Raw genomic sequence first — 20,755 nt, 5'->3', positions numbered from 1 at the left:
TTTATTTTGATTTTTTATGTAAGCTTCTGCCTTACTTTTTTTGTTGAATGTATTCTTTGGGAGACATTTTAAATTTCTCTTTAAAACATTTGCTAAAATAAGATGGACTCGCAAACCCTGTTTGATAAGCAATTTGAGAAATACTTAAGTCTCCTTCCAAAAGTAGCGATGAGGCTTTTTTCAACTTTACATTTCGGATAAACTCACTGGCCGACAAATCGGTTAAGTTCTTTATTTTACGGTACAGATGAACTCTCGATAAATTAATATCCTTGCTCAATTCTTCAACACCGTAATCGTAATTCTGATAATTGGTTTCAATGGCTTCGCAAGCTCTCTTCAAAAACTGCTGATCCAATCTGTTAATGCCATCGTTTTGTTCCGTGAAATCGATGCTTTCGCGATAATGAATTCGAACTCTTTTTTTGCTTTCGATTAATTTCCGCACCCTAACCTGCAAATGTTTCCTGTTAAAAGGTTTTGGAATGTAGGAATCAGCACCAACTTCCAGCCCTTCAATTTTATGTTCTTGTGAAGCTTTTGCGGTGAGCATGATGATTGGAATGTGACAGGTTTTTAAATCCGATTTTACAATGTTTGTCAATTCCAATCCATCCATCACAGGCATCATTAGGTCGGTAATGATCAATTCCGGATTCTCTGCTTCAATCACTTTTAAAGCTTGTTTTCCATTCTCGGCTCTCAAAATTTTATAGTTTCCTTTTAGCGATTCTGCGATATGCTCCGAAACGTCCGGGTTGTCCTCAACAATAAGAATCCGAATTTCTCTGTTGGTTAAGAAGGAAGGATTTTCTTCTTCGTTTGACTCAGTAAGCTGGGGAATAAAGTCCATTTCATCTAATTCTGATGGAATCTGCCTCGAAGTATCTTTTTCTTTAGAGTCGGCAAAAATTAAATCAGCATCATTAAAATGTGATTTACCCTTCTGCAAGTAGACTGTTAATACTGTCCCTTTCCCCAAACTACTCTCAACATTTATAATTCCTGAGTGCAATTCAACCAAAGCTTTGGTTAAGGACAAGCCAACTCCGGTTCCAGGAAACGAAGCATTGGTTTTGGCTTGATAGAATCGTTGAAAGACGTTTTTAAGATCCGGTTCTGAAATTCCACAACCAGAATCAACAACGCTAATCTTTACACAATCCTTCATCTCTTTATTAAATTCATGGCTTGAATTCTCCAAATGAACAGCAATTTCACCTTGTTCGGGCGTAAATTTAAAGGCATTCGATAAAAGATTGAATAGAATTTTATCAAGTTTATCTGTATCAAAATACAAGTCTTCTTTTTGAATGGTCGACAAATATGAATAGTTAATATGCTTTTTATTTGCCAATTCTTGAAACGAATCAGATATCTCCTTAACGAACTGATTGATATCATTCCTGGAAATCTTCATCTGCATTTTTTCATTCTCTATTTTTCGAAAATCCATCAGCTGATTGATTAAGCGAAGCAGTCGATTGGCATTTCTGTGCATTACATTTAACTGTTGATACGATTCTTTGTCTTTAATTTTTTGATCTAAAAGATTCTCAATAGATCCAAGAATTAGAGTTAAAGGAGTTCTGAATTCATGCGAAACATTGGTAAAAAATCTTAGTTTTGTTTGAGTTGCTTCTTCCAATTGAGCTGAAATCAAAATGAGCCTTTCATGTTGATCTTCGATTTGTTCTTTTTGTTCCTCTAATTTTCGATTGGCTTTAATCTTATTTTTGAATGCTTGAAACAAGAGTACGGCCAAAAGAATGACAATAAGAAGAAAACTAAGCGAAATAATCAGCCACATTCTCTGACTTTTGTATTTAATAATTTGAGAGTCAAGAATAGTTTTTGCCGTGGATATTTTTCCCTGAAGGGAAAGAATCTGATCGGTTTGTAGTTTCTGGATTTCTGCGTTGTCAGAATCAATAACAACTGTTTTTAGAATGATATTTTTCTTAAATGGTTTTTTATTTAAAATTTTAAAGGCTAACTGTATCGCTTCCGCACCACCGGTTGGGTATAAAAAAGTAGCATTAATTTTCTTCTGAATTACAGCATTAACGCCGTCATTTGGTCCTGGCAAACCATCAATCCCAAGTAAAAAGGGTTTGTGTTCGCCAAATTTCGATTGCAGTACTTCATATGCACCAATAGCCATGTAGTCATTATGAGCAAAAACCAAATCGATATTATCATGTTGTTCAATGGCTAGCTTCATCATTTTGGCACCACCCTGTTTGAACCATTCTCCTGTTTCTGAGAAAATAATTTTGATACCAGGATATTTGCTGATGACTTCAGTGAATCCTTTGTGTCGTTCAATGGCAGGACTGGAACCTTTTAGTCCCCAAATTTCAGCAATGTTACCTTTGCCATTTAATAATCTGGCAGCATATTTTCCAGCCTCCCTCCCAATCAAATAATTGTCGGCACTAATTTGAGCTGTATAGTTTTCACTTTCAATTTTTCGATCGAGAACAATTACTGGAATTCCCTTGCGAAAAACTTCCTCAACAATATGAGTTATTGGGGCCGACTCGTTGGGAGAAACGATTAGTAAATCAATACCGCTTTTAACTAGTTCCCTAATATCCCTAATTTGGTTTTCATTATTGTCATGTGCATCAGTTATTACTAATTCCATATTTTGAAATAGAATCAATTCATTTTGCATTTCACTTTGCATCGCTTTTCGCCAGCTGTCTACCGATGTACATTGCGAAAAACCGATTTTGAATTGATCCTCTGCAAATCCCTTTTCGGAGAATACTAAAATGAAAATAATGAGTAATAGGGAGTATTTTTTTCTTGTAATAGTCATAGTTTCAAATTTACTCAAAAAAGGTTTTGTGTAGTAGCACGAAACATGAAAAATAAAAGAATATTTACTGTTTCAAGCCAAAGAAATTAGAAAAGCTTTTTAGGTATCCTTTTGGTTGATACCGGCAGTTTATTTCAACTTGTTTTCATCATCTCTGTATGGTAAGTAGGCGCGGTGGAATTATTGACAATCAACGGAATAAAAATTGAAGCCTTACACTTCTTATATTCGGAGATATTTCTGTAAGCAAATCAGTCGTTATTTTTTGACATGTAATTGATTTTCAATTGTGTAGATGATTTTATTTCTGAAAAACAGACTATTACTCAAGTGTATGGTGTTTTTTAATTTAAGAAATTAACTTCCATTCAAGTAGAGGAGTTCTTTTTTAGCAGGATATTATCTTCTTGAATTTTGGATACTAATTTCAATGTGATATTTATATATTGTTTAAAGATTCTTTGAAAGTGGCATAATTGTCTGCTAATAAATTCAAAGTTTAACTTGGACTAATCACATAAGAGAATTACTTTAGATGAGGAAACAAAGATCTTGGGCTTATTTTAAAGCCACCATTTTATTAAAAATGAGAGAGTTTTTTTTCAAAGCTGGAATAAAGAATATCCAGCAACCATTAAGTGTAAAAAAGTTAAAGAAAGAATAGATGATTACATTATTAACAGTAGGTATACAATCAGGTATATTGTTTTTCTTTGGAGTTGTGGTTGTATTAATCATTTTTTGGATTTTCTGGCCCAAAAAAGGATTGATAGCCCTTTTTTCAAAGATAAAAATGAACAATCAAAGGGTTCAATTGGAGGATGCCCTTAAGTACTTGTTTGATTGTGAGTACAACAAGAATTTATGCAATATGAATAGTATTGCGGGCAATCTGAATATTTCAGATGATAGCGCAAGTCAACTGATTGAACGTCTGCTTGTTTTGGGTTTGGTAACTATGGATGATAACACCATATCTTTAACAGATACCGGAAGATCTTATTCACTTCGGGTAATTCGGGTACATCGTATATGGGAAAGGTATCTTGCCGATGAAACAAGTGTAGCTCAAGCTGATTGGCATAACGAGGCTGATCGGATAGAGCATTTTGTTACACAGGAAGATACGGAAAAATTAGCTGCCCAAATGGGCAATCCTGTATTTGATCCGCATGGAGATCCGATACCTTCAATTGACGGGGAGTTGCCTGAACCTAAAGGGAAACTACTAAGTAACCTAAAAAAAGGTGTGACTGGCCGGATTATTCATATCGAAGATGAACCACGAAGTATTTATGAGCAATTGGTGGTAGAAGGATTATATCCTGGCATGCAAGTGTATGTAACAGATGTAGATAAAGGAAAAACCACTTTTATTGCCAATGGAGATGAATGCACTTTAACTCCACTTTTTGCTTCCCAGATAACTGTTGAATTGCTGTCCGGAACTGTGCCCTTAGCTCCAAAATACGAATTGTTGTCATCTCTGGCCATAGGAGAAAAAGCTGAAATTGCCGGAATTTCGCCCAATTGCAGAGGACAACAGCGAAGAAGACTGATGGATTTAGGAGTGGTTGCAGGTAGTTTGGTATCAGCAGAAATGAAAAGCGCTTCCGGTGATCCGATTGGATACCGGGTAATGGGAGCAACAATTGGAATCAGAAAAACACAAGCTGATTTAATTTTTGTCCACAAAAAAAATGACACAAATGAGTAACTCAAATAATTGTGACAATTGCCCTGTTCACAACAAAGAAAACCTGATTAAACTTGGGTTAAATATGGAACAGGTTGATTATGTAATAACGATGGCAGGCAATCCAAATACAGGGAAAAGTACTGTTTTTAATAACCTTACAGGATTGCATCAGCATACCGGCAACTGGCCGGGAAAAACGGTAAGCCGGGCTGAGGGCGGTTTTATATACAACGAGAAACGTTACAAAGTAGTCGATTTGCCAGGTACCTATTCACTGCTCTCAACAAGTACAGATGAAGAGGTGGCGCGTAATTTTATTTTGTTTGGGCAACCTGATGTAACCGTAATTGTTGTTGATGCAACGCGGCTGGAACGTAACTTGAATCTGGCATTGCAAATACTCGAAATTACAGATCGGGCAGTGCTTTGCCTTAACTTAATGGACGAAGCCAAACGCAATAACATCGAAATAGATGAAAGAGCTTTATCAAAGGAATTGGGGATACCTGTTATTCCAGCGTCTGCACGTAGAAAAGAGGGTATGAAAGAACTTCTTGCTGCTATCGAAGAAGTGGCTGCAGGAAAGTATGTTTGCAAACCGCATAAAATTAAAAGCCGTTCAATTAAGCTTAATAATGCTATTTCAAGCTTAGCATCAAAACTTGCAGAACAGTTTCCTAATCTTCCTAATTTGAATTGGGTTGCTTTGCGATTACTCGAAGGTGATAATAGTATTATTGAAGCAGTTCAATCGGGCGAACTGGGAAGTATAAATGCCGGAGATTCAACTGTTCAACTTTAAATTTAGTAAAACGATGAATGATACTCATTTAAAAGAAAGAGAAAATATATTATCAGAGGCCAATAAAGCCCGATGGGATCTTGGGATTGATCTTCATGATACCGTTATTGAATCCATTTATGAAGATGCTTCCCGAATTGCCAGAAAAACGGTGAAGCAGAAAGGAGAAAAAGCAGCATATGCTCTGGATTTGAGAATTGATAAAATTGTAACAAGCAGATGGCTTGGTTTTCCGATCATGTTTTTGTTGTTGGCTTTGGTTTTTTGGCTAACTGTAACAGGAGCCAATTACCCTTCCGGCTTGTTAGCCTCATTCTTAATTGATTATATGCACCCGATCTTAAAAGGCGCAGCAGTTTCCATTCATATGCCTTGGTGGCTCGATGGTGTTTTAATCGACGGAGCTTACCTTGCAATGGCTTGGGTGATTGCTGTGATGCTGCCTCCTATGGCGATATTTTTTCCACTTTTTACTTTGCTTGAAGACCTTGGTTATTTGCCAAGGGTGGCATTTAACATGGATAGTCTTTTTCGCAAGGCTGGTGCACATGGCAAACAGGCATTAACCATGAGTATGGGATTTGGTTGTAATGCTGCCGGGGTAATTGCTGCAAGGGTAATAGATAGTCCCCGGGAACGATTAATTGCCATTATTACGAATAATTTTTCCTTATGCAACGGACGATGGCCTACCCAAATACTAATAGCTTCTATTTTTATTGGTGGACTTGTGCCAGCCCAACTGGCAAGTGTTGTTTCTGCTGGTGCAGTGGTTGGTATCGCTGTTTTGGGAATCTTTTTCAGTTTGGTTGTTTCGTGGGGATTAAGCAAATCAGTTTTGAGGGGGGAAGCGTCGGCTTTTAGCCTTGAATTACCACCATACCGCCCGCCAAGAATTTGGCAAACACTCTACACCTCGTTGATTGATCGTACCATTATTGTTCTTTGGCGTGCTGTTATTTTTGCTGTTCCTGCCGGAATTGTAATTTGGTTGGTGGCTAATGTACATATTGGAGAACTAAGTCTGGCAGAATATTTTATTCAGTGGTCCAATCCATTTGCATTTGTTTTTGGCCTTAACGGCGTTATTTTGCTCGCTTATATCATTGCTATACCTGCTAATGAAATTGTAATTCCTACAATACTGATGTTAACAGTTCTTATTACCGGAGCCAGCGGTGTGGGAGCAGGAACAGGTGTAATATTTGAACTCAACTCTGTAGGCGATACTGCAAACATTCTTCATGCAGGAGGATGGACTTTACTTACCGGATTGAACTTGATGCTTTTTAGTTTGTTGCATAACCCATGTTCAACAACAATTTATACCATTTTTAAGGAAACAAGAAGTGTGAAATGGACAGTGGTTTCAACCTTTCTGCCTATTGTGTTAGGCTTTATGGTTTGTTTTTTCACCACACAAATCTGGTATTTATTTTTTGTGTAAAACGAAACTGTATTCCTGTTATTTAGTGTATGCAGGAAATTAGGTTTTTTTTTAAAAGCTTCTGAAAATGAAAGTTTTAAAAACAAGAGTAACTAAATACAAAAGACCAATTCATATGAATTGGTCTTTCTTTTTTGTTTTCTGATTTTCCTTTTCAGGAGATATTTACTGCAATCTAATCTTGCAGTTATTTGCTCTGATATTCAGTTTCGAGAATGCTTTTTTGTCTCCAACACGGCCTTTTGCCACAAAAGTCTTTTTATCAGCAGTTTCTTTGTTCGCTAAGATGAAGTCTTTCGAATTATCGAATTTTACTGACTTGTGATTGATTTCATAATCAATCTGAGCACCTTCCATAAAACTAAGGCCAACATCTCCGTATTTCGAGTCTATTTTTATGAACGAAAACATGTTGTTGATGTTGAAGATATTGATGTGTCCAAATTTCTGATCGTAGTCAACTTCACCTCCCAATTGGCTAATTTCAATTTTGCTGAAGTTTGATGATCCGTACAGGTACTCCAATTCTTTAATGTCGAATTTATCGCGGGCAGAAGTCATGCTAATGTTATCGGCAACACCAATCGTAAATTCAGAATCGCGGCTCTCACCGGTTAATTTGCCGGCATTTTCGATATTTACTTTAGAGTTGGCCACGTTTAATTTGGAATCACTCAGTTGTTCAACTTTAAAAGTACATCCTGTAATTGTAAAGCTGTTTTCACCATATAAGCTCTCTGCAGTAAAATTCCCATTTGTTAAATCAAGAATTAGGTTGCCATCATGACTATCCATAAAAACATCTCCATCTTTCTGGATAATTTCTAATTTAACGTTGGAAGGTAACTGTACGGTGTAACTGATCTTTATTTCTCCCTTGTTAAAAAGAGAATTGGTGAGTTTTTTTAGTGTGAAAAAATCTCCAAATACGGTTTCAGCAGATAGTTGAGCTTCTCCTTCTGTAAAATCGATATTGATATCATCGGTCATCCTTTTTGTTTTCTCATCATCCGACCCCTCTACACTAATAAGTACCTCGAATTTAATTTCAGGATTGTCCCAGTGTTTAATCTGAATTTTACTGTATTTTGATTCAATTTTAAGATTTTCTCCGGCTTTAAACGTCTTCTCAATTTTTTTGTGTTTGGTTACTGCATTTGCTGATCCAACAAAAAGGCAGATGCCAAAAAGTGCAAATAATAATCGTCTCATAGTATTTGTATTTATTATTTTAAATGAACTGTTTACAATGTTTAACCTGATAGTAAATGTAAAATATTTAACTACTTCCTGAAGTATTAGATTGTGTTGCAATACGAATTTTAACAAAGATTAATAAAAGAGTGGCTATAAACAGACAAATCCGGCCTATGTAATCTCCATGCTCGGAGTAAAAGGTTTTATTTTCCCGTAATTTTAACCTGCCGGTCAGCACCTCTTTTTTCCACCATGTACTCTTAGCAATAATTATGCCTTTTGAGTTGATGTGAGCAGAAATTCCATTGTTGGCAACCCGAATATAGTCTCTGCGGGTTTCAATGGCTCTTAAGCGGCTAAAATTGAAATGATGTTTGTATCCCGGAGTTGTTTTCCACCATCCGTCATTGGTAATCATACAAAGAAAACCAGGAAGTTCCGGAACTCTTTGAGCACAATAATCTCCAAAAATTGATTCGAAGCAGACAACAGGAACTAATGCCATGGAATCAGATAAGAAATAGTCAATATCATTCCTGCTGCTATAGGTTCCCTGGTATCCACCAATTTCAATTGAATAGTCTTTTAAAAAGCTAAGGTATTTATCGAACGGAACTCGTTCAAATAAAGGAACAAGCTTTGTTTTGTGGTAAAACTGAGGAGTTATTGTGTCGGTTAAAAATAATGCTGAATTGAATGATTCTGATTCAATTTTGCTGTGAGTTCCAACTAGTATTTTCGTTTTAGGATATTTCTTTTTTAAATCGAGTAATCGTAAATAGTTGTAAGATTGTTTTGGATTATTTTCATCGATATATTTTAAAATTACGGTTTCCGGCGCCAATAAAAAATCGGGATGGTGAATGCCGCACACCGAATCTGCTGTGGTCATAAAATCCGCAAAGTGTTTTTCTTCATTTTCGGGAACAAATTTTTCGTTGTACGGATCTAAATTTGGCTGAATTAGTACGAAGCTTTTGGTTCCGATTCCATTTTCCTTTTGGTGATACAGAAAAATGGAGTAGAGGAAAGGAATACCAATTAAAAGAAACATTCCAACAGATCTAAAAACGATGTTCTTTTTTTGATTTTTTATCAGAGAAAAGAATCCGATATTTATTGAGATCACCCATAAACTTCCGCCTCTTGTGCCTGTAATTTCGTACCACTGTATCCATTTCGGTGCTGAAGCAAAAGCATTCCCCAAATTCAACCAGGGCCAGGCTAAATCCCACCAGGTATCGAAATATTCAAAGCCCAGCCAAATAAGCAGGAAGGGAAAGAGAATAGAAATTTTCAAGTGCTTTCTCGATCGGCTAATCAGCCAGAAAATCAGCGCAAGCAAAAGAGAATTAATAAGTATGATGAGGATTACACCTGTGATTTGAGCTTTGCCCACCCACCAATATGCCAGAATATTCCACACTAAAAAACTCAGAAAAGCATAGTTGAAAAGTGTGTACGGATTGTGGTGATTGATTGTTTTTTCCTCCAGCCATAAAAGAGGAATCCATGCAAAAAAAATGAGCGGAAAAAGTTGTGGTATGCAAAAAGGCATGCCCAGCAAAAGACCTGATGCAATGGCAAATAATATGTTTTTTTTCACGTTATCGATGAGTTAGATGAACTCCAACTAAGATAATAAATATGGATGCGGTTTGAGCAATAGAAATATGATCCCCGCCAATTACAATGCCCCAAAAGATGGCAATAATGGGAATAATGTAGGCTATTGATGCTGCAAAAACATGCGAGGATTTTTTGATTAGCTGATTGTATAAAATAACTCCTGCGAAAGTTAATACAGCCAGCAAACCAAGCATTAATGCACTTTTCGATAAGCTTTTTGATAGCAAAGGTGCACTTAAATCGGTGAAAGCCAGAAAAATTCCAGCCATGGGGCCAACAAATAGAAATGCCAGAGAAGCTATTTCGGTTCCGGTAAGTTTAGGCAATGAAAAACTGACAATGTTTATGCTGATTGCTACCGATAAAATGGCCATAAATACGTAAAAAACACCCCAGAAATACGATGATCCGAAAGAATCTCCGGAAAAGCTAATGATAAGTGTTCCTGCAAATCCCAGTAAAATTCCGACCAGCACTTTTTTATTCGTACCTGCTTTAAAAAAAAGAATGGCAATCAGCAATGTAATCATTGGTAGCATAGCATTTAGCATGCCTGCCACCGAAGAGTTGATTTGGGTTTGCGCTTTGGCGAAAAAGTAGGCCGGGCCAATATTTCCTGTGATTCCTGAAAGTAGTAACGGAAGTATGTTTTCTTTCGAAAGTTTTCTGATGTTTTTAATAATCAGAGGAATAAATAGCAGGAATGAAAAAAATACCTGAAAAGCAGCCACTTGATTGTGGCTGAAACTTTCCAATGCAATCTCCCTCAAAATATATGGACTTCCCCAAATAAAAGAAACTAAAATCAGTAATATCCAATTGTTATATTTTTGGGGCAGTATCATTATCTTGGGGTGTTGTTTAATTATTCGTTTTCTTCCTCGAAAGCCTTGTATTTCGCAGTTAATTCAGAAATCATTTGGCTGAAAGTAGTAATCGCCGAGAGGGTGTCTTTCGAGATTTCTTTTCCTTGAAGTTTAAGCATTAAAATACCATACAAAGCAGTAAGGCATACCTCAATATCGTTGTTTTCCTGGGTTGCTTTCGATTTTTCGCGAAATTCGGTTATGTTGCCAAGAGCCTGCTGATAATGGCTGTTGTAGGCTGAATCTTTGCCTTTTGTTAGTAGATAAACATGGAAATCGTAAAGTTCGTTTACGTTGTTCTTAAGGATTTGAAGATGTCCTGTTTCTTCCACCTTTTCAATCTTCATCATTTCAATCAGATTTTCGTACCAGTCTCTAATTTCGTTTTGAGCAGCTTCCGGCTGATTGAATTGTTTGATTATATTTTCGTCAATTTTATCGATGTTGAATTGATAAGCTCTGATGATATCCTCAACTTGCCACATGTAAAGGATGTATTCTGCTAAATTCGTTTTCTTTTTATCCTGTGCTATTATCATATTTTTTTCTTGTCGGTTCCTGATATGTTTATTCCTTCTTGAGCTTATCAATTAATCTGCGATCTAATTTTGTAGGCCTTCCAATACCTCGGTCCCGTGATTCAAAACCACGTGTATTGGTTGCTTCCAATAAATCCAATTGATCCTGAGCAGTTATGTCTTTTACAAAGTCAACGGCCAATTTTGCGCCCATCCGTTTGCCGGATATAGCTGTAACTAAATAACTGCGGGTAATAGGTGGTACACGCACATCAATTTGTTCGTTTAACCTTACTTCGCGCGATGGTTTCACGTGTACACCACCAATGGTAACTTTTCCTTTTTTACAAGCTTCGGCCGCCATACTTCTGGTTTTGAAAATACGTACAGCCCACAGCCATTTGTCTACTCTAACCTTATCATCCATGGCTTCTTATTTTTTAACTGCCTGATTTTTTTGTATTGTATGCTGTCATGGTTCTCTGGATACCAATGGTACTCATTCCTTTTATCATGTTGATACAGATTTTAAAGAGTTCAGGTAGTTTTTCCAGCTCTTCAGGCGACCATTCACCTAAAACGTAGTCTACTTGCTGTCCTTTGCTAAAATCGGAACCAATTCCAAAACGCAGGCGGTTATAGTTTTGGTGTCCCAGTATCTCGTTGATGTGTTTTAATCCGTTATGACCGGCATCACTTCCTTTCGGACGCAATCGTAAAGTTTCAAACGGCAAGGCAAGGTCATCAACCAAAACCATCATGTTTTCAACGGGTATTTTTTCTTTCTGAAGCCAGTAATTAACCGATTTTCCACTTAAATTCATGTAAGTGTTTGGCTTTACAAGTACAAAGATCCGGCCTTTAAACTTGTATTCAGCAACAGCTCCATATCTTGCTTCTTTGAATTCTATATTAGCTGTCTCGGCAAGAGCATCCAAAATACGAAATCCTATATTGTGTCTTGTGTTTGCGTATTCAGCACCAATGTTGCCAAGTCCGACAATCAGATATTTCATCTCAATATTATTTTCTTGCAGCGGATGTTTAGTCTGCCCAAATAGTTTTTTTAGAAATTGTATCATAACAAATCCAAAGTTAGAATATTCACGGCATTTTCCATGAAAACTTTGCATTCATTCCAGCCTTCATTTTAGGAACGAAGGATATTAAAAAAACCTCCCATTCTTCAATAAATGGGAGGTTATATTTATTTGCTTCATTGTGCTGAGCAAAATAGTGTTGAAATCTATTTTGCAGCCATAGCAGCAGCACGGGCAGCTCTTGTAAGCTTAACTTGAACAACTACTGATTTCTTAGAATTAAGAAGCTCTAAGTTATCATAAGTAAGTTCTCCAACCTGAATACTTTTTCCAAGTCCAAGATGGCTGACTTTAACAAGAAGATTTTCCGGAAGATCAGCCATTAGACCTTTTACCTTAAGTTTTCTTGAGATAACTGCTAATTTACCACCAGACTGAACACCGATTGCGAATCCTTCAACTCGAATTGGCAATTCAACTTCGAATGCTTTGTCTTCAAATACCTGATAGAAATCAGCATGTAAAGCTTTGTCATTAACCGGGTGATACTGAACATCTCTTAATACACAAGAGAATTTTTTTCCTTCAATATCTGCATTGATAACGTAAACATCTGGCGTAAAAAGTAATTTACCCAATACTTTTTCGTTAATAGCAAAGTGAATATTTTCACCACCACCATATACTTCACATGGTACCATTTCTTCTTTACGAAGAGCTTTGTTTGCTTTTTTTCCTAAATCTGTTCTTAAAGAACCTTTTAATTCAAAAACTTTCATTTCCTTGAAATTATGTGCTACTCAAAATAAACGTCATCACCCGGTAAAAAAGCTCCGTTTACTTCCCATTACACGTTTATAAAATATTTTACCGAAAAAATCTGAGCAAAGATATAAATTATAATATGAAATTGGAACTGATTGATTCGCAATTATAAACATTAAGAATTGTTTTTGCGAAAATATCAGCAATAGTCAATTCTTTAATTTTTGAACATTCGCTTTTTAAAGGTATTGAGTCTGTGAAAACAACCTCTTCCAAAGCCGATTCTTCAATTCTTTCATAAGCAGGACCGGATAGAACAGCATGTGTTGCAATAGCACGTACACTAAGAGCACCTTTCTCTTTTAACATGTTGGCGGCTTTTGTAATTGTGCCTGCCGTATCAATCATGTCATCAACAATTACCACATGTCTGCCATCAACATCGCCAATTGCAGTCATTTCACCAACAACATTCGCTTTTTCACGGGATTTGTGGCAGATAGCCAAACCTGCATTTAAATATTTTGCGTAAGTATTCGCTCTTTTACTACCACCCATATCAGGAGAAGCAACAACCAGATTATCCAATTTTAAATTTTCGATGTAAGGAAGAAGTACAGAGGAACCATACAAGTGATCAACAGGAATGTCAAAAAATCCTTGAATTTGGTCAGCATGAAGATCCATTGTCATTACACGGTCAACGCCTGCAGCCATAAGTAAATTGGCAACTAATTTGGCTCCAATCGCAACTCTTGGACGGTCTTTTCGATCCTGACGGGCAAATCCAAAATAAGGGATTACTGCAATAACTTTATAAGCAGATGCTCTTTTGGCCGCATCAATCATTAGCAATAGCTCCATCAAGTTATCAGTTGGGGGATAAGTTGATTGGATAATGAATACTTGAGCACCTCTTACAGTTTCTTCGTAACAGACTTCAAATTCACCATCACTAAATCTTGTGATGCTTGATTTTCCTAACTGCAATCCTGCTGCTTTTGCAATTTCACCTGCTAAATACTCACTGTTCGAACCAGAAAAGATTTTAATCGGGGCTTTCATTAAAATATTATTTGTTTATAAATCAGATAACTATTGTACTGTGCAAATTTATGAATTATTGCGCCAAAAAACTGATTTTAGTCAAGGTGCCGCAATTTATTTTATCCATTTTAAAGGATAATTTATTTTGTTTAAATAAAAAAGAAGATGTCTTTACGAGATCTTCCTTTATTGTTATTTTCGCTTTTGAAGCAAAACCGTTTTGTTGGTTTCATCAATAGAATTTAATATTTCGTCTTTCCCTAATCCACTTGATGCCGAACTAATGAAGTAAGGGGGCATTTCTTCCCATGTATTCAATAACTCAGTTTTGTAGGCTTTAATGTTTTCAGATAATTTTTGCTTGCCAAGCTTATCAGCCTTTGTGAATATAATAGAGAAAGGGATTCCGTTTACACCTAACCATTCCATAAAATCAACATCTTTGGCTTGAGGTTCGTGTCTGCAATCCACAAGTACAAATAAGTTGATAAGATTGGGACGGCTTTCAATAAAACTGAAAATTAACTTGGAAAACCGTTGTTTGGTATTCTTTGCAACTTTAGCAAAACCATATCCCGGTAAATCTACCAAATACCATTCATCATTAATTAAGAAATGATTAACCAATTGTGTTTTACCAGGCTTGGTAGAAATTTTTGCCAAACCTTTATGATTGGTCAGCATGTTTATAAGTGAAGACTTTCCAACATTCGAACGCCCGATAAAAGCATATTCTGCTTTATTATCGGTCGGACATTTTCTTATATCCGAATTGGACATCACAAATTTAGCACTAGTAATATTCATGGAGTATTTTATTTTACGTTGCAAAGTTATACAGATTCTTATCTTTTCCGAAAAATGATTCAACTTTATTGACTGATCATCCCATATTGTATGGGAATAAAAAAATCCTCTTTTTAATTGTCTAAAAAGAGGATCGTATAATTTATTATCAGTCTATTTTATATAGACTTCAAGAATTTTTGTTTTTGCTTTCGGAGTAAGAGTCAAATTATTAATAATTGCTGGAATTAAAACGCTTTCTCCCTTTGCAACAGGTAAAGAATCTTCACCGCAGGTAATAATCATATCACCTTCCAAACACATATAAATCACAAATGAATCTAATTCTATGTAGTCTTTTTCCTGTGGTTTGTCAAATTCCAGAATATTCGTTGTAAAATAGGGACAACGAACAAGTTCTGAAGTTTTATTAATTTCAGTTTGGTAACTGGTTTCATATTTTTTCTCAAAACTATAGTCGATGGCATCAACAGCAAGTTCTGTATGCAGTTCCCTTGGGTTGCCGGCATCATCAGTTCTGTTAAAATCGTACATCCGGTAAGTAACATCAGATGTTTGCTGAATTTCGGCCAACAGAATTCCTTTTCCAATTGCATGAACACGGCCGGCAGGGATATAAAAACAACTTCCTTCTTTTACAGGTGCATTGTTTAAAATCTCTTCCAGTCTGCCTTCCTTCAACTTCGCTAAATATTGTTCTTTGGTGATGTTTTGATTAAACCCAACAATCAGTTCAGATCCTTTGTCGGCTTCAATAACATACCACATTTCTGTTTTGCCATATGCATTGTGTCTTTCTTTCGAAAGTTCATCATCAGGATGTACTTGAATGGAAAGGACATCATTGGCATCAATAAATTTTATCAGTAAAGGAAATTCAACCCCGAAATTTTCATAAACATGATCTCCAACAAGGTCACCCATATAAATTTCAATGAGTTCTTCCAGATCATTTCCAGCTAAAAAGCCATTGCTAACAACCGAAATATCTCCTTCTACACCTGAAATTTCCCAACTCTCACCAGCATTAGGCAGTGGCGAAAAATCTTTATTCAATACTGTTTTTAATTTGCTTCCACCCCAAATTTTATCTTTAAGGATGGGCGTAAATTTCAATGGATACAAACTCATTTTTGTACAATTTATTAATTTGATTGCTATATTGGCTTTTGGCTAATCTTAAAATTCGTAGTCAATTACTTTGCGTTCTGCGGCCATTTCTTTTACAACCGATGCTGCTGTTAAATGTTCAGGATGGTTAGCGTATAAAGGTAAGGCGTCTATGTTTTCTAAATCAACATTCACTACAAAATCGAATGAAGCATCAGAATGAAGTTGGTCAAAACCAATTTGTAAAAATTTAATTTCAGGAATTCTTTCATCCAATCCGTCAAATGCCTTTTTTAATCTGTTAAAGTAATTCTCTTTTGCTTCAGCCGATTCGAAAGCTTTAAACTTAAACATTGCAATGTGCTTGATCATTTTAATTCTTTTTTAAATTATTAGTAACTTTCCAGCCGAAGTTAATGCAAAATTAGCATTTTTGAATCAAACATCTAAATATCATACAACATGTTGATTATTGGAATTGCGGGAGGAACAGGCTCTGGCAAAACTACAGTGGTTAGAAAAATCATTGAAAGGTTAAATCATGGAGACGTTGCCGTTTTACCGCAGGATTCATATTACAGGTCGAATGAAGAGCTTACACTGGAAGAACGTCAGGAAATAAATTTTGATCATCCAAGATCAATAGAGTTTGAATTGTTAATTGAGCATGTAAAGAATTTAAAACAAGGTGTCTCAATAAGTCAACCTATTTATTCGTATATCACTTGCCTGCGTTCCGATGAAACGATTAAAGTTGAACCCAAAGGGGTAATTATTGTAGAAGGACTTTTGATTTTAACCGACCCGGTTCTTCGGGATTTAATGGATTTAAAGGTATTTGTTGATTGCGATGCTGATGATCGTTTAAACCGGGTAATTAAAAGAGATATTGTTGAACGGGGCAGGTCTGTTGAAAAAGTATTGGATCGTTACGAAAAAACGGTAAAACCAATGCACCTGCAGTTTATAGAACCAAGCAAGCGTTATGCTGATATTATTGTACCACAAGGAGGTAATAATATTGTGGCTATAGATATTTTAACCCATTTTATTCAGAAAAACCTGATCGAGCATCAGTAAGTTGTTTATTTTTATTTCTGAATAAGAAAATTTAGAATGGAGACTTTGTTACTGTCTCCTTTTTTTATAACTTTTCGTTTTTATTTATGATAAGTCTTTTATTATGCTGAATCAAATTAAAGTAGAAAACTTACTTTTTGTAGATATCGAGACAGTTTCAGGAAATGCAGCTTTTGAGGAAATGTCGCCTAAGTTGCAGGAGCTGTGGGAGAAAAAATCTGATTATTTTCGAAAAGAGGAAGAGTCGCCATCTGATGTATATGGAAGGGCAGGAATTTATGCCGAATTTGGTAAAATTGTTTGTATTTCAACGGGTTTGGTGACTAAAAAAAATGGAGAGAAAAAGTTTGTTGCGAAATCATATTATGGTGACGATGAAAAGCAATTGTTAGAGGAATTTGCTTTGATGTTGGATCGTTTTTGCAGCAAACCGAATCGCAACCTGTGTGCACACAATGGAAAGGAATTCGATTTTCCGTACATAGCCCGAAGAATGCTGATAAACGGCGTTGTGTTACCTTCAGTTCTGGATATTGCAGGGAAAAAACCTTGGGAAGTACAGTTTTTAGATACCATGGAACTATGGAAATTCGGTGATTATAAGCATTACACATCTTTGGCTTTGCTTTGTGAAATTTTCGGTATCCCTACACCAAAAGATGATATTGACGGATCGATGGTGGGGAAAGTATATTGGCAGGATAATGATTTGGAACGCATTGCTGTATATTGTGAGAAAGATATTCTGGCCACAGCGCAGGTGTTTTTGCGTTATCAGGGAGAGGATTTAATTCCGGAAACCAATTTTGAGCGGGTATTGTTATAAATGTCTTGCTATTGTACAATAGTTTCGCTTTTTTCGTGTTTGTATATCAGGATGTAAATCCTAATTTTATTCAAAAAAATTTTAAAAACTAAAAGATACTAAACTGATGAATACTTCATTTTATAATAAATTGTCCTTTGCAATATTGATTGCTGGAAGCCTGTTTTTAACCTCCTGCGGAAGCAGTAGTGGAGGTGGAGAAGAGGACGTTTTTGAATTCAAATCTTCCGATTTAACCAATAAGTATTGGTATGCAAATCCTTTTTTGTCATCCGCTTATGACCGCAATGATGCTTTGATTGTATATCGTTTTGAAGGCGGAGGAGTGTTGAAAAAGCAAGAATTTAGTGGTAGGAGAGATGAAGTTGTTGGAGAATGGAGTTTGATAGATAATCTGTTGGTGATCAAGGATGAATCTATTTCTTCGGATGACAGACAAGAATGGTTCATACAGGATAAATCAACTAATTCCTATTTGAAGCTTAATAGTTCGACAGGATCCAGAGAGTTTTATACAGATATAGATGGAATAAATGATGTGAAAGCAGATGCTTATGTTGTGAATGAGTTACGTTTAGTGAATAATGCATATGAGTCAGCTTACCGTTTAGAATATATTGTTAGTGGTAATAGTCTTTCAAATGTAACTGTGTTGCCTGACGCTTCAAGTTCCTATCAGTTAGAAGAATTTACCAATTTTAAAGGGGAGAAGGCATTTCAGTTATCAGCTAATGATCGGTTTAAGTATGTTAATGATTTTGCGGGATCTCAAACGATCAAATTTTATATCAAACTGGCTAATAAAGAGCAGTATAAATTGGAGGAACAACTTTATGCTTCAGATATTAAAGCGTTAAGTAATTTTGATATTACAGCATCACATGCAAGTGGTAGCTCACAAGTTACTGTAAAGTGGAAGGCGATAGATGAGGATAATATTTACTACTATGTTGAGATTTTAGATAAGAATGCGAATGAAAATGCTCCTAAATTCAGAAGCGCAAGACAATCAGCAGTGGCAGGAGAGGAAAAAGAAATTGTAATTAGCTCTTCTACTGCTAATGAATTGAATTTGTTGTCTGAATTAACAGTAGGTGAAGACTATTTTGTGAAGATTATTGGTTTCAAATACGAAGACGGCATTCATGCAGATAATAGTTCAAACAAGGAAGAAAACATCCAAGCTATGACACGCTTTGTTTTAAAAGGTGGTCAGTGGTAGTATGAAAATAATTGAATTTCAGCCCCGATACGAATTCGTTTCGGGGTTTTAATTTTATCCAAAACAAAATACTCCACTGTTATAATCAATAGTTTTGCTTGCTCTGCCTGTCCCCAAACAAATGTAGCCTGTCCCCACAATTTGTTTCGCTTCCAGATTCTTTCCGCTACCTGAAAATAATTCTCCGTACGTGAAGGCGAGTGTTCCGTTCGTATTTTCACTTGTTCCGTTCGCGAACGGAAGGGTATTCATACCGAACGGAGTATCTCAACCTGCGCACGGAATCCCATTCATGCCAAGCGGAAGACCTCAGTCAGTGCATAGAGATGGTCAATTTACGAACGGGTGTCTTCTCCTGAAATAGCACATTTTAATCCAACGCAAAACAATCTACTGTTTTTATAAAAGGTTTTGTTGTTTTGCTTGCACCCAGTGTGCGGCATCAGGGAAAATACTAAGTTAATCGATGAATAAATGTTTCGAAATCTGAAAAGTTAGCTAAGTAATCCTGCAAGGCATACTTTGTAAAATAATAATGATGTTTGTAAGCCTGCAAGGTATACTTTTCAAAATGAAAATAGTCTTTGTAAGCTTGCAAGGCATACTTTTCAAAATTAAAACAGGCTATGTAAGCTTACACACCACACTTTTCAAAATAGAAATGGTCTTTGTAAGGCTGCAATACACACTTTTCAAAATCGAAATGCCTTTTGTTGGCTTGCAAAGCATACTTTTCAAAATCGAAATGCTCAATGTAATCTTGCAAAGTATACTTTTCAAAACAGCAATGGTGATTGTAAGCCAGCAAAGAATACTTTTAAAAATCCAAACAGTCTTTGTAAGCTTACAAGACATACTTTCCAAAAAAAAAGAGGCACTTTCAAACTTGCACTTAATGTTGTACACATTCGGGCAAAGTACGCAAGTTGTTACCGATAAGTACAAATAATTAATCCAACGCAAAATATTCTACCGTTTTAACCAGTAGTTTTGGTTGTTCGGCATGTACCCAGTGTCCGGCATTGGGAATGGTTGTTATTTCTGCTTTTGGAAATATCGTTCGTATTAAATTGTGGTCGTTATCGCTTATGTAATTCGATTTTTCGCCGCGGATAAATAGAACAGGAAATGCTGTAATTCCTTTGCCTTCTGCAAAACGATCACCATCAATACCGTCCATTATTTGCGGTAAGTAATCGTTAATGGTTTTAATATTTAGTTTCCAGATAAACTGTTTGTTCTCGTCTCTTTTCAAATTTTTAAGAAGAAATTGTCTGACACGTTTACTGGTTATGCTTTCTGTTAATTTTGCATCAATTTCGGTTCTGTTTTTGTAAAGCGATAAATCCAAATTAAGCATGGCTTTAACGATGCAGGAGTGATCGATTGTTTGTGGGGCGTAATCGGAAATCTTGCTGTAGTTTTTGGGAGCAATATCCACAACAAGCAGACTGATTACTCTTTCGGGATGATCGGCAGCAAAAAACATAACTGTTTTCCCGCCCATCGAATGCCCAAGTAAAATGGCCTTTTCAATTTTGTGATCGTTCATAAATTCCAGAAGATCTTCTTTTAAATCCTGATAAGTATGTGAATTGGCATGAGGAGAGTCTCCATGATTTCTTTGATCGATGATATAAACTTCGAAGTTCTCCGAAAGCTCTTTGGCAATAGTCAGCCAATTATCCGATGCGCCGTAAAGACCATGAAGAATTAATAAAGGATAACCTTTGCCAAGTTTTTTGTAATTGAGTTTCATTTACGTGAGATTAATTTCGGAAATAATACCAATTTAATTTCAAAATTATCTTTAAATAAAATGGAATAATTTTCTGCTGTATCAAGGCAAAAAAGTAAAAGATAGCCGAGTTAC

21 protein-coding genes are annotated in these 20,755 nt (G+C 36.0%); 7 read left to right on the top strand and 14 right to left on the bottom strand.

Going from position 1 to position 20,755, the window contains the following annotated elements:
- Positions 1-31: 31 nt before the first annotated feature.
- Complete coding sequence (locus ACHZAX_RS16305) at positions 32-2,827, bottom strand: hybrid sensor histidine kinase/response regulator transcription factor (RefSeq protein WP_320019865.1); 2,796 nt, start codon at positions 2,825-2,827, stop codon at positions 32-34.
- A 664-nt stretch (positions 2,828-3,491) separates the two neighbouring features.
- On the opposite strand from ACHZAX_RS16305, the gene ACHZAX_RS16300 reads away from it, so the two are divergent.
- The 3 genes from ACHZAX_RS16300 to ACHZAX_RS16290 are packed head-to-tail and all read left to right on the top strand — an operon-like array spanning position 3,492 to position 6,775.
- Complete coding sequence (locus ACHZAX_RS16300; protein ID WP_101308219.1) at positions 3,492-4,544, top strand: iron dependent repressor, metal binding and dimerization domain protein; 1,053 nt, start codon at positions 3,492-3,494, stop codon at positions 4,542-4,544.
- Positions 4,537-5,328, top strand: coding sequence for a FeoB small GTPase domain-containing protein (locus ACHZAX_RS16295; protein ID WP_197092596.1), 792 nt, complete (start codon positions 4,537-4,539; stop codon positions 5,326-5,328). Before ACHZAX_RS16300 ends, ACHZAX_RS16295 begins: the two co-directional genes overlap by 8 nt.
- Positions 5,329-5,341: 13 nt before the next feature.
- Positions 5,342-6,775 (top strand): nucleoside recognition domain-containing protein, encoded by a 1,434-nt coding sequence (locus tag ACHZAX_RS16290; protein WP_320019864.1) that lies wholly within the window; start codon positions 5,342-5,344, stop codon positions 6,773-6,775.
- Positions 6,776-6,940: 165 nt separating this feature from the next.
- On the opposite strand, the gene ACHZAX_RS16285 is transcribed toward ACHZAX_RS16290, so the two are convergent.
- The 11 genes from ACHZAX_RS16285 to ACHZAX_RS16235 all read right to left on the bottom strand — a co-directional run bounded on the left by ACHZAX_RS16285 (position 6,941) and on the right by ACHZAX_RS16235 (position 16,126).
- A complete protein-coding gene (locus ACHZAX_RS16285; protein ID WP_101308222.1) occupies positions 6,941-7,987 on the bottom strand; it encodes a hypothetical protein in 1,047 nt (348 codons plus the stop codon).
- A gap of 67 nt (positions 7,988-8,054) precedes the next feature.
- Positions 8,055-9,578 (bottom strand): apolipoprotein N-acyltransferase, encoded by a 1,524-nt coding sequence (lnt, locus tag ACHZAX_RS16280; protein ID WP_320019863.1) that lies wholly within the window; start codon positions 9,576-9,578, stop codon positions 8,055-8,057.
- 1 nt (position 9,579) lies between these two features.
- Positions 9,580-10,446, bottom strand: coding sequence for a DMT family transporter (locus tag ACHZAX_RS16275; protein WP_320019862.1), 867 nt, complete (start codon positions 10,444-10,446; stop codon positions 9,580-9,582).
- 20 nt (positions 10,447-10,466) lie between these two features.
- Positions 10,467-11,006 (bottom strand): DUF4924 family protein, encoded by a 540-nt coding sequence (locus tag ACHZAX_RS16270; RefSeq protein ID WP_320019861.1) that lies wholly within the window; start codon positions 11,004-11,006, stop codon positions 10,467-10,469.
- Positions 11,007-11,034: 28 nt separating this feature from the next.
- The gene (locus tag ACHZAX_RS16265; protein WP_101308225.1) at positions 11,035-11,412 is read right to left on the bottom strand and encodes an RNA-binding S4 domain-containing protein; all 378 of its coding nucleotides are present in this window, start codon (positions 11,410-11,412) and stop codon (positions 11,035-11,037) included.
- Between the two features lie 13 nt (positions 11,413-11,425).
- Positions 11,426-12,067 (bottom strand): aminoacyl-tRNA hydrolase, encoded by a 642-nt coding sequence (gene pth / locus ACHZAX_RS16260; RefSeq protein WP_245870237.1) that lies wholly within the window; start codon positions 12,065-12,067, stop codon positions 11,426-11,428.
- 164 nt (positions 12,068-12,231) lie between these two features.
- Entirely contained in the window at positions 12,232-12,804 is a 573-nt protein-coding gene (locus tag ACHZAX_RS16255; protein ID WP_320019860.1) for a 50S ribosomal protein L25/general stress protein Ctc, read from the bottom strand.
- A gap of 118 nt (positions 12,805-12,922) precedes the next feature.
- On the bottom strand, positions 12,923-13,855 hold the full coding sequence (locus tag ACHZAX_RS16250) for a ribose-phosphate pyrophosphokinase (RefSeq protein WP_101308227.1): 933 nt from the start codon (positions 13,853-13,855) through the stop codon (positions 12,923-12,925).
- Between the two features lie 174 nt (positions 13,856-14,029).
- On the bottom strand, positions 14,030-14,644 hold the full coding sequence (yihA, locus tag ACHZAX_RS16245; RefSeq protein WP_101308228.1) for a ribosome biogenesis GTP-binding protein YihA/YsxC: 615 nt from the start codon (positions 14,642-14,644) through the stop codon (positions 14,030-14,032).
- A 153-nt stretch (positions 14,645-14,797) separates the two neighbouring features.
- A complete protein-coding gene (locus ACHZAX_RS16240) occupies positions 14,798-15,775 on the bottom strand; it encodes a type I phosphomannose isomerase catalytic subunit (RefSeq protein ID WP_320019859.1) in 978 nt (325 codons plus the stop codon).
- Positions 15,776-15,823: 48 nt separating this feature from the next.
- Positions 15,824-16,126, bottom strand: coding sequence for a Dabb family protein (locus ACHZAX_RS16235; RefSeq protein ID WP_320019858.1), 303 nt, complete (start codon positions 16,124-16,126; stop codon positions 15,824-15,826).
- 90 nt (positions 16,127-16,216) lie between these two features.
- Here ACHZAX_RS16235 and udk point away from each other — a divergent pair, with 90 nt between their 5' ends.
- The 3 genes from udk (at position 16,217) to ACHZAX_RS16220 (ending at position 18,882) form a co-directional block, all read left to right on the top strand.
- Positions 16,217-16,834 carry a uridine kinase gene (udk, locus tag ACHZAX_RS16230; protein ID WP_101308231.1) on the top strand — a complete coding sequence of 206 codons (618 nt, stop codon included), beginning with the start codon at positions 16,217-16,219 and terminating at the stop codon, positions 16,832-16,834.
- Between the two features lie 103 nt (positions 16,835-16,937).
- Positions 16,938-17,660, top strand: coding sequence for a 3'-5' exonuclease (locus tag ACHZAX_RS16225; RefSeq protein ID WP_320019857.1), 723 nt, complete (start codon positions 16,938-16,940; stop codon positions 17,658-17,660).
- Between the two features lie 106 nt (positions 17,661-17,766).
- The gene (locus ACHZAX_RS16220) at positions 17,767-18,882 is read left to right on the top strand and encodes a hypothetical protein (RefSeq protein ID WP_320019856.1); all 1,116 of its coding nucleotides are present in this window, start codon (positions 17,767-17,769) and stop codon (positions 18,880-18,882) included.
- 54 nt (positions 18,883-18,936) lie between these two features.
- Here the strand turns inward: ACHZAX_RS16220 and ACHZAX_RS16215 are convergent, their stop codons facing one another.
- On the bottom strand, positions 18,937-19,134 hold the full coding sequence (locus ACHZAX_RS16215) for a hypothetical protein (protein WP_320019855.1): 198 nt from the start codon (positions 19,132-19,134) through the stop codon (positions 18,937-18,939).
- A gap of 283 nt (positions 19,135-19,417) precedes the next feature.
- Here ACHZAX_RS16215 and ACHZAX_RS16210 point away from each other — a divergent pair, with 283 nt between their 5' ends.
- Complete coding sequence (locus ACHZAX_RS16210; protein WP_394698288.1) at positions 19,418-19,831, top strand: hypothetical protein; 414 nt, start codon at positions 19,418-19,420, stop codon at positions 19,829-19,831.
- On the opposite strand, the gene ACHZAX_RS16205 is transcribed toward ACHZAX_RS16210, so the two are convergent.
- Complete coding sequence (locus ACHZAX_RS16205; protein WP_320019853.1) at positions 19,832-20,641, bottom strand: alpha/beta fold hydrolase; 810 nt, start codon at positions 20,639-20,641, stop codon at positions 19,832-19,834. It lies immediately after the preceding gene.
- Positions 20,642-20,755 lie beyond the last annotated feature (114 nt).

The sequence above is a fragment of the Labilibaculum manganireducens genome, assembly GCF_963665805.2.
In the GTDB taxonomy this organism is placed as follows: Bacteria; Bacteroidota; Bacteroidia; order Bacteroidales; family Marinifilaceae; genus Labilibaculum; species Labilibaculum manganireducens.
This window is presented reverse-complemented; position numbering and strand designations above follow the sequence as displayed.

Excerpts from the sequence above, each read along its gene's own strand:
- ACHZAX_RS16305 (WP_320019865.1), bottom strand. The coding sequence starts at position 2,827 with ATGACTATTACAAGAAAAAAATACTCCCTATTACTCATTATTTTCATT.
- ACHZAX_RS16300 (WP_101308219.1), top strand. The coding sequence starts at position 3,492 with ATGATTACATTATTAACAGTAGGTATACAATCAGGTATATTGTTTTTC.
- ACHZAX_RS16295 (WP_197092596.1), top strand. The coding sequence starts at position 4,537 with ATGAGTAACTCAAATAATTGTGACAATTGCCCTGTTCACAACAAAGAA.
- ACHZAX_RS16290 (WP_320019864.1), top strand. The coding sequence starts at position 5,342 with ATGAATGATACTCATTTAAAAGAAAGAGAAAATATATTATCAGAGGCC.
- ACHZAX_RS16285 (WP_101308222.1), bottom strand. The coding sequence starts at position 7,987 with ATGAGACGATTATTATTTGCACTTTTTGGCATCTGCCTTTTTGTTGGA.
- ACHZAX_RS16275 (WP_320019862.1), bottom strand. The coding sequence starts at position 10,446 with ATGATACTGCCCCAAAAATATAACAATTGGATATTACTGATTTTAGTT.
- ACHZAX_RS16270 (WP_320019861.1), bottom strand. The coding sequence starts at position 11,006 with ATGATAATAGCACAGGATAAAAAGAAAACGAATTTAGCAGAATACATC.
- ACHZAX_RS16265 (WP_101308225.1), bottom strand. The coding sequence starts at position 11,412 with ATGGATGATAAGGTTAGAGTAGACAAATGGCTGTGGGCTGTACGTATT.
- pth (WP_245870237.1), bottom strand. The coding sequence starts at position 12,067 with ATGATACAATTTCTAAAAAAACTATTTGGGCAGACTAAACATCCGCTG.
- ACHZAX_RS16255 (WP_320019860.1), bottom strand. The coding sequence starts at position 12,804 with ATGAAAGTTTTTGAATTAAAAGGTTCTTTAAGAACAGATTTAGGAAAA.
- ACHZAX_RS16250 (WP_101308227.1), bottom strand. The coding sequence starts at position 13,855 with ATGAAAGCCCCGATTAAAATCTTTTCTGGTTCGAACAGTGAGTATTTA.
- yihA (WP_101308228.1), bottom strand. The coding sequence starts at position 14,644 with ATGAATATTACTAGTGCTAAATTTGTGATGTCCAATTCGGATATAAGA.
- ACHZAX_RS16240 (WP_320019859.1), bottom strand. The coding sequence starts at position 15,775 with ATGAGTTTGTATCCATTGAAATTTACGCCCATCCTTAAAGATAAAATT.
- ACHZAX_RS16235 (WP_320019858.1), bottom strand. The coding sequence starts at position 16,126 with ATGATCAAGCACATTGCAATGTTTAAGTTTAAAGCTTTCGAATCGGCT.
- udk (WP_101308231.1), top strand. The coding sequence starts at position 16,217 with ATGTTGATTATTGGAATTGCGGGAGGAACAGGCTCTGGCAAAACTACA.
- ACHZAX_RS16225 (WP_320019857.1), top strand. The coding sequence starts at position 16,938 with ATGCTGAATCAAATTAAAGTAGAAAACTTACTTTTTGTAGATATCGAG.
- ACHZAX_RS16220 (WP_320019856.1), top strand. The coding sequence starts at position 17,767 with ATGAATACTTCATTTTATAATAAATTGTCCTTTGCAATATTGATTGCT.
- ACHZAX_RS16215 (WP_320019855.1), bottom strand. The coding sequence starts at position 19,134 with ATGAATACCCTTCCGTTCGCGAACGGAACAAGTGAAAATACGAACGGA.
- ACHZAX_RS16210 (WP_394698288.1), top strand. The coding sequence starts at position 19,418 with ATGATGTTTGTAAGCCTGCAAGGTATACTTTTCAAAATGAAAATAGTC.
- ACHZAX_RS16205 (WP_320019853.1), bottom strand. The coding sequence starts at position 20,641 with ATGAAACTCAATTACAAAAAACTTGGCAAAGGTTATCCTTTATTAATT.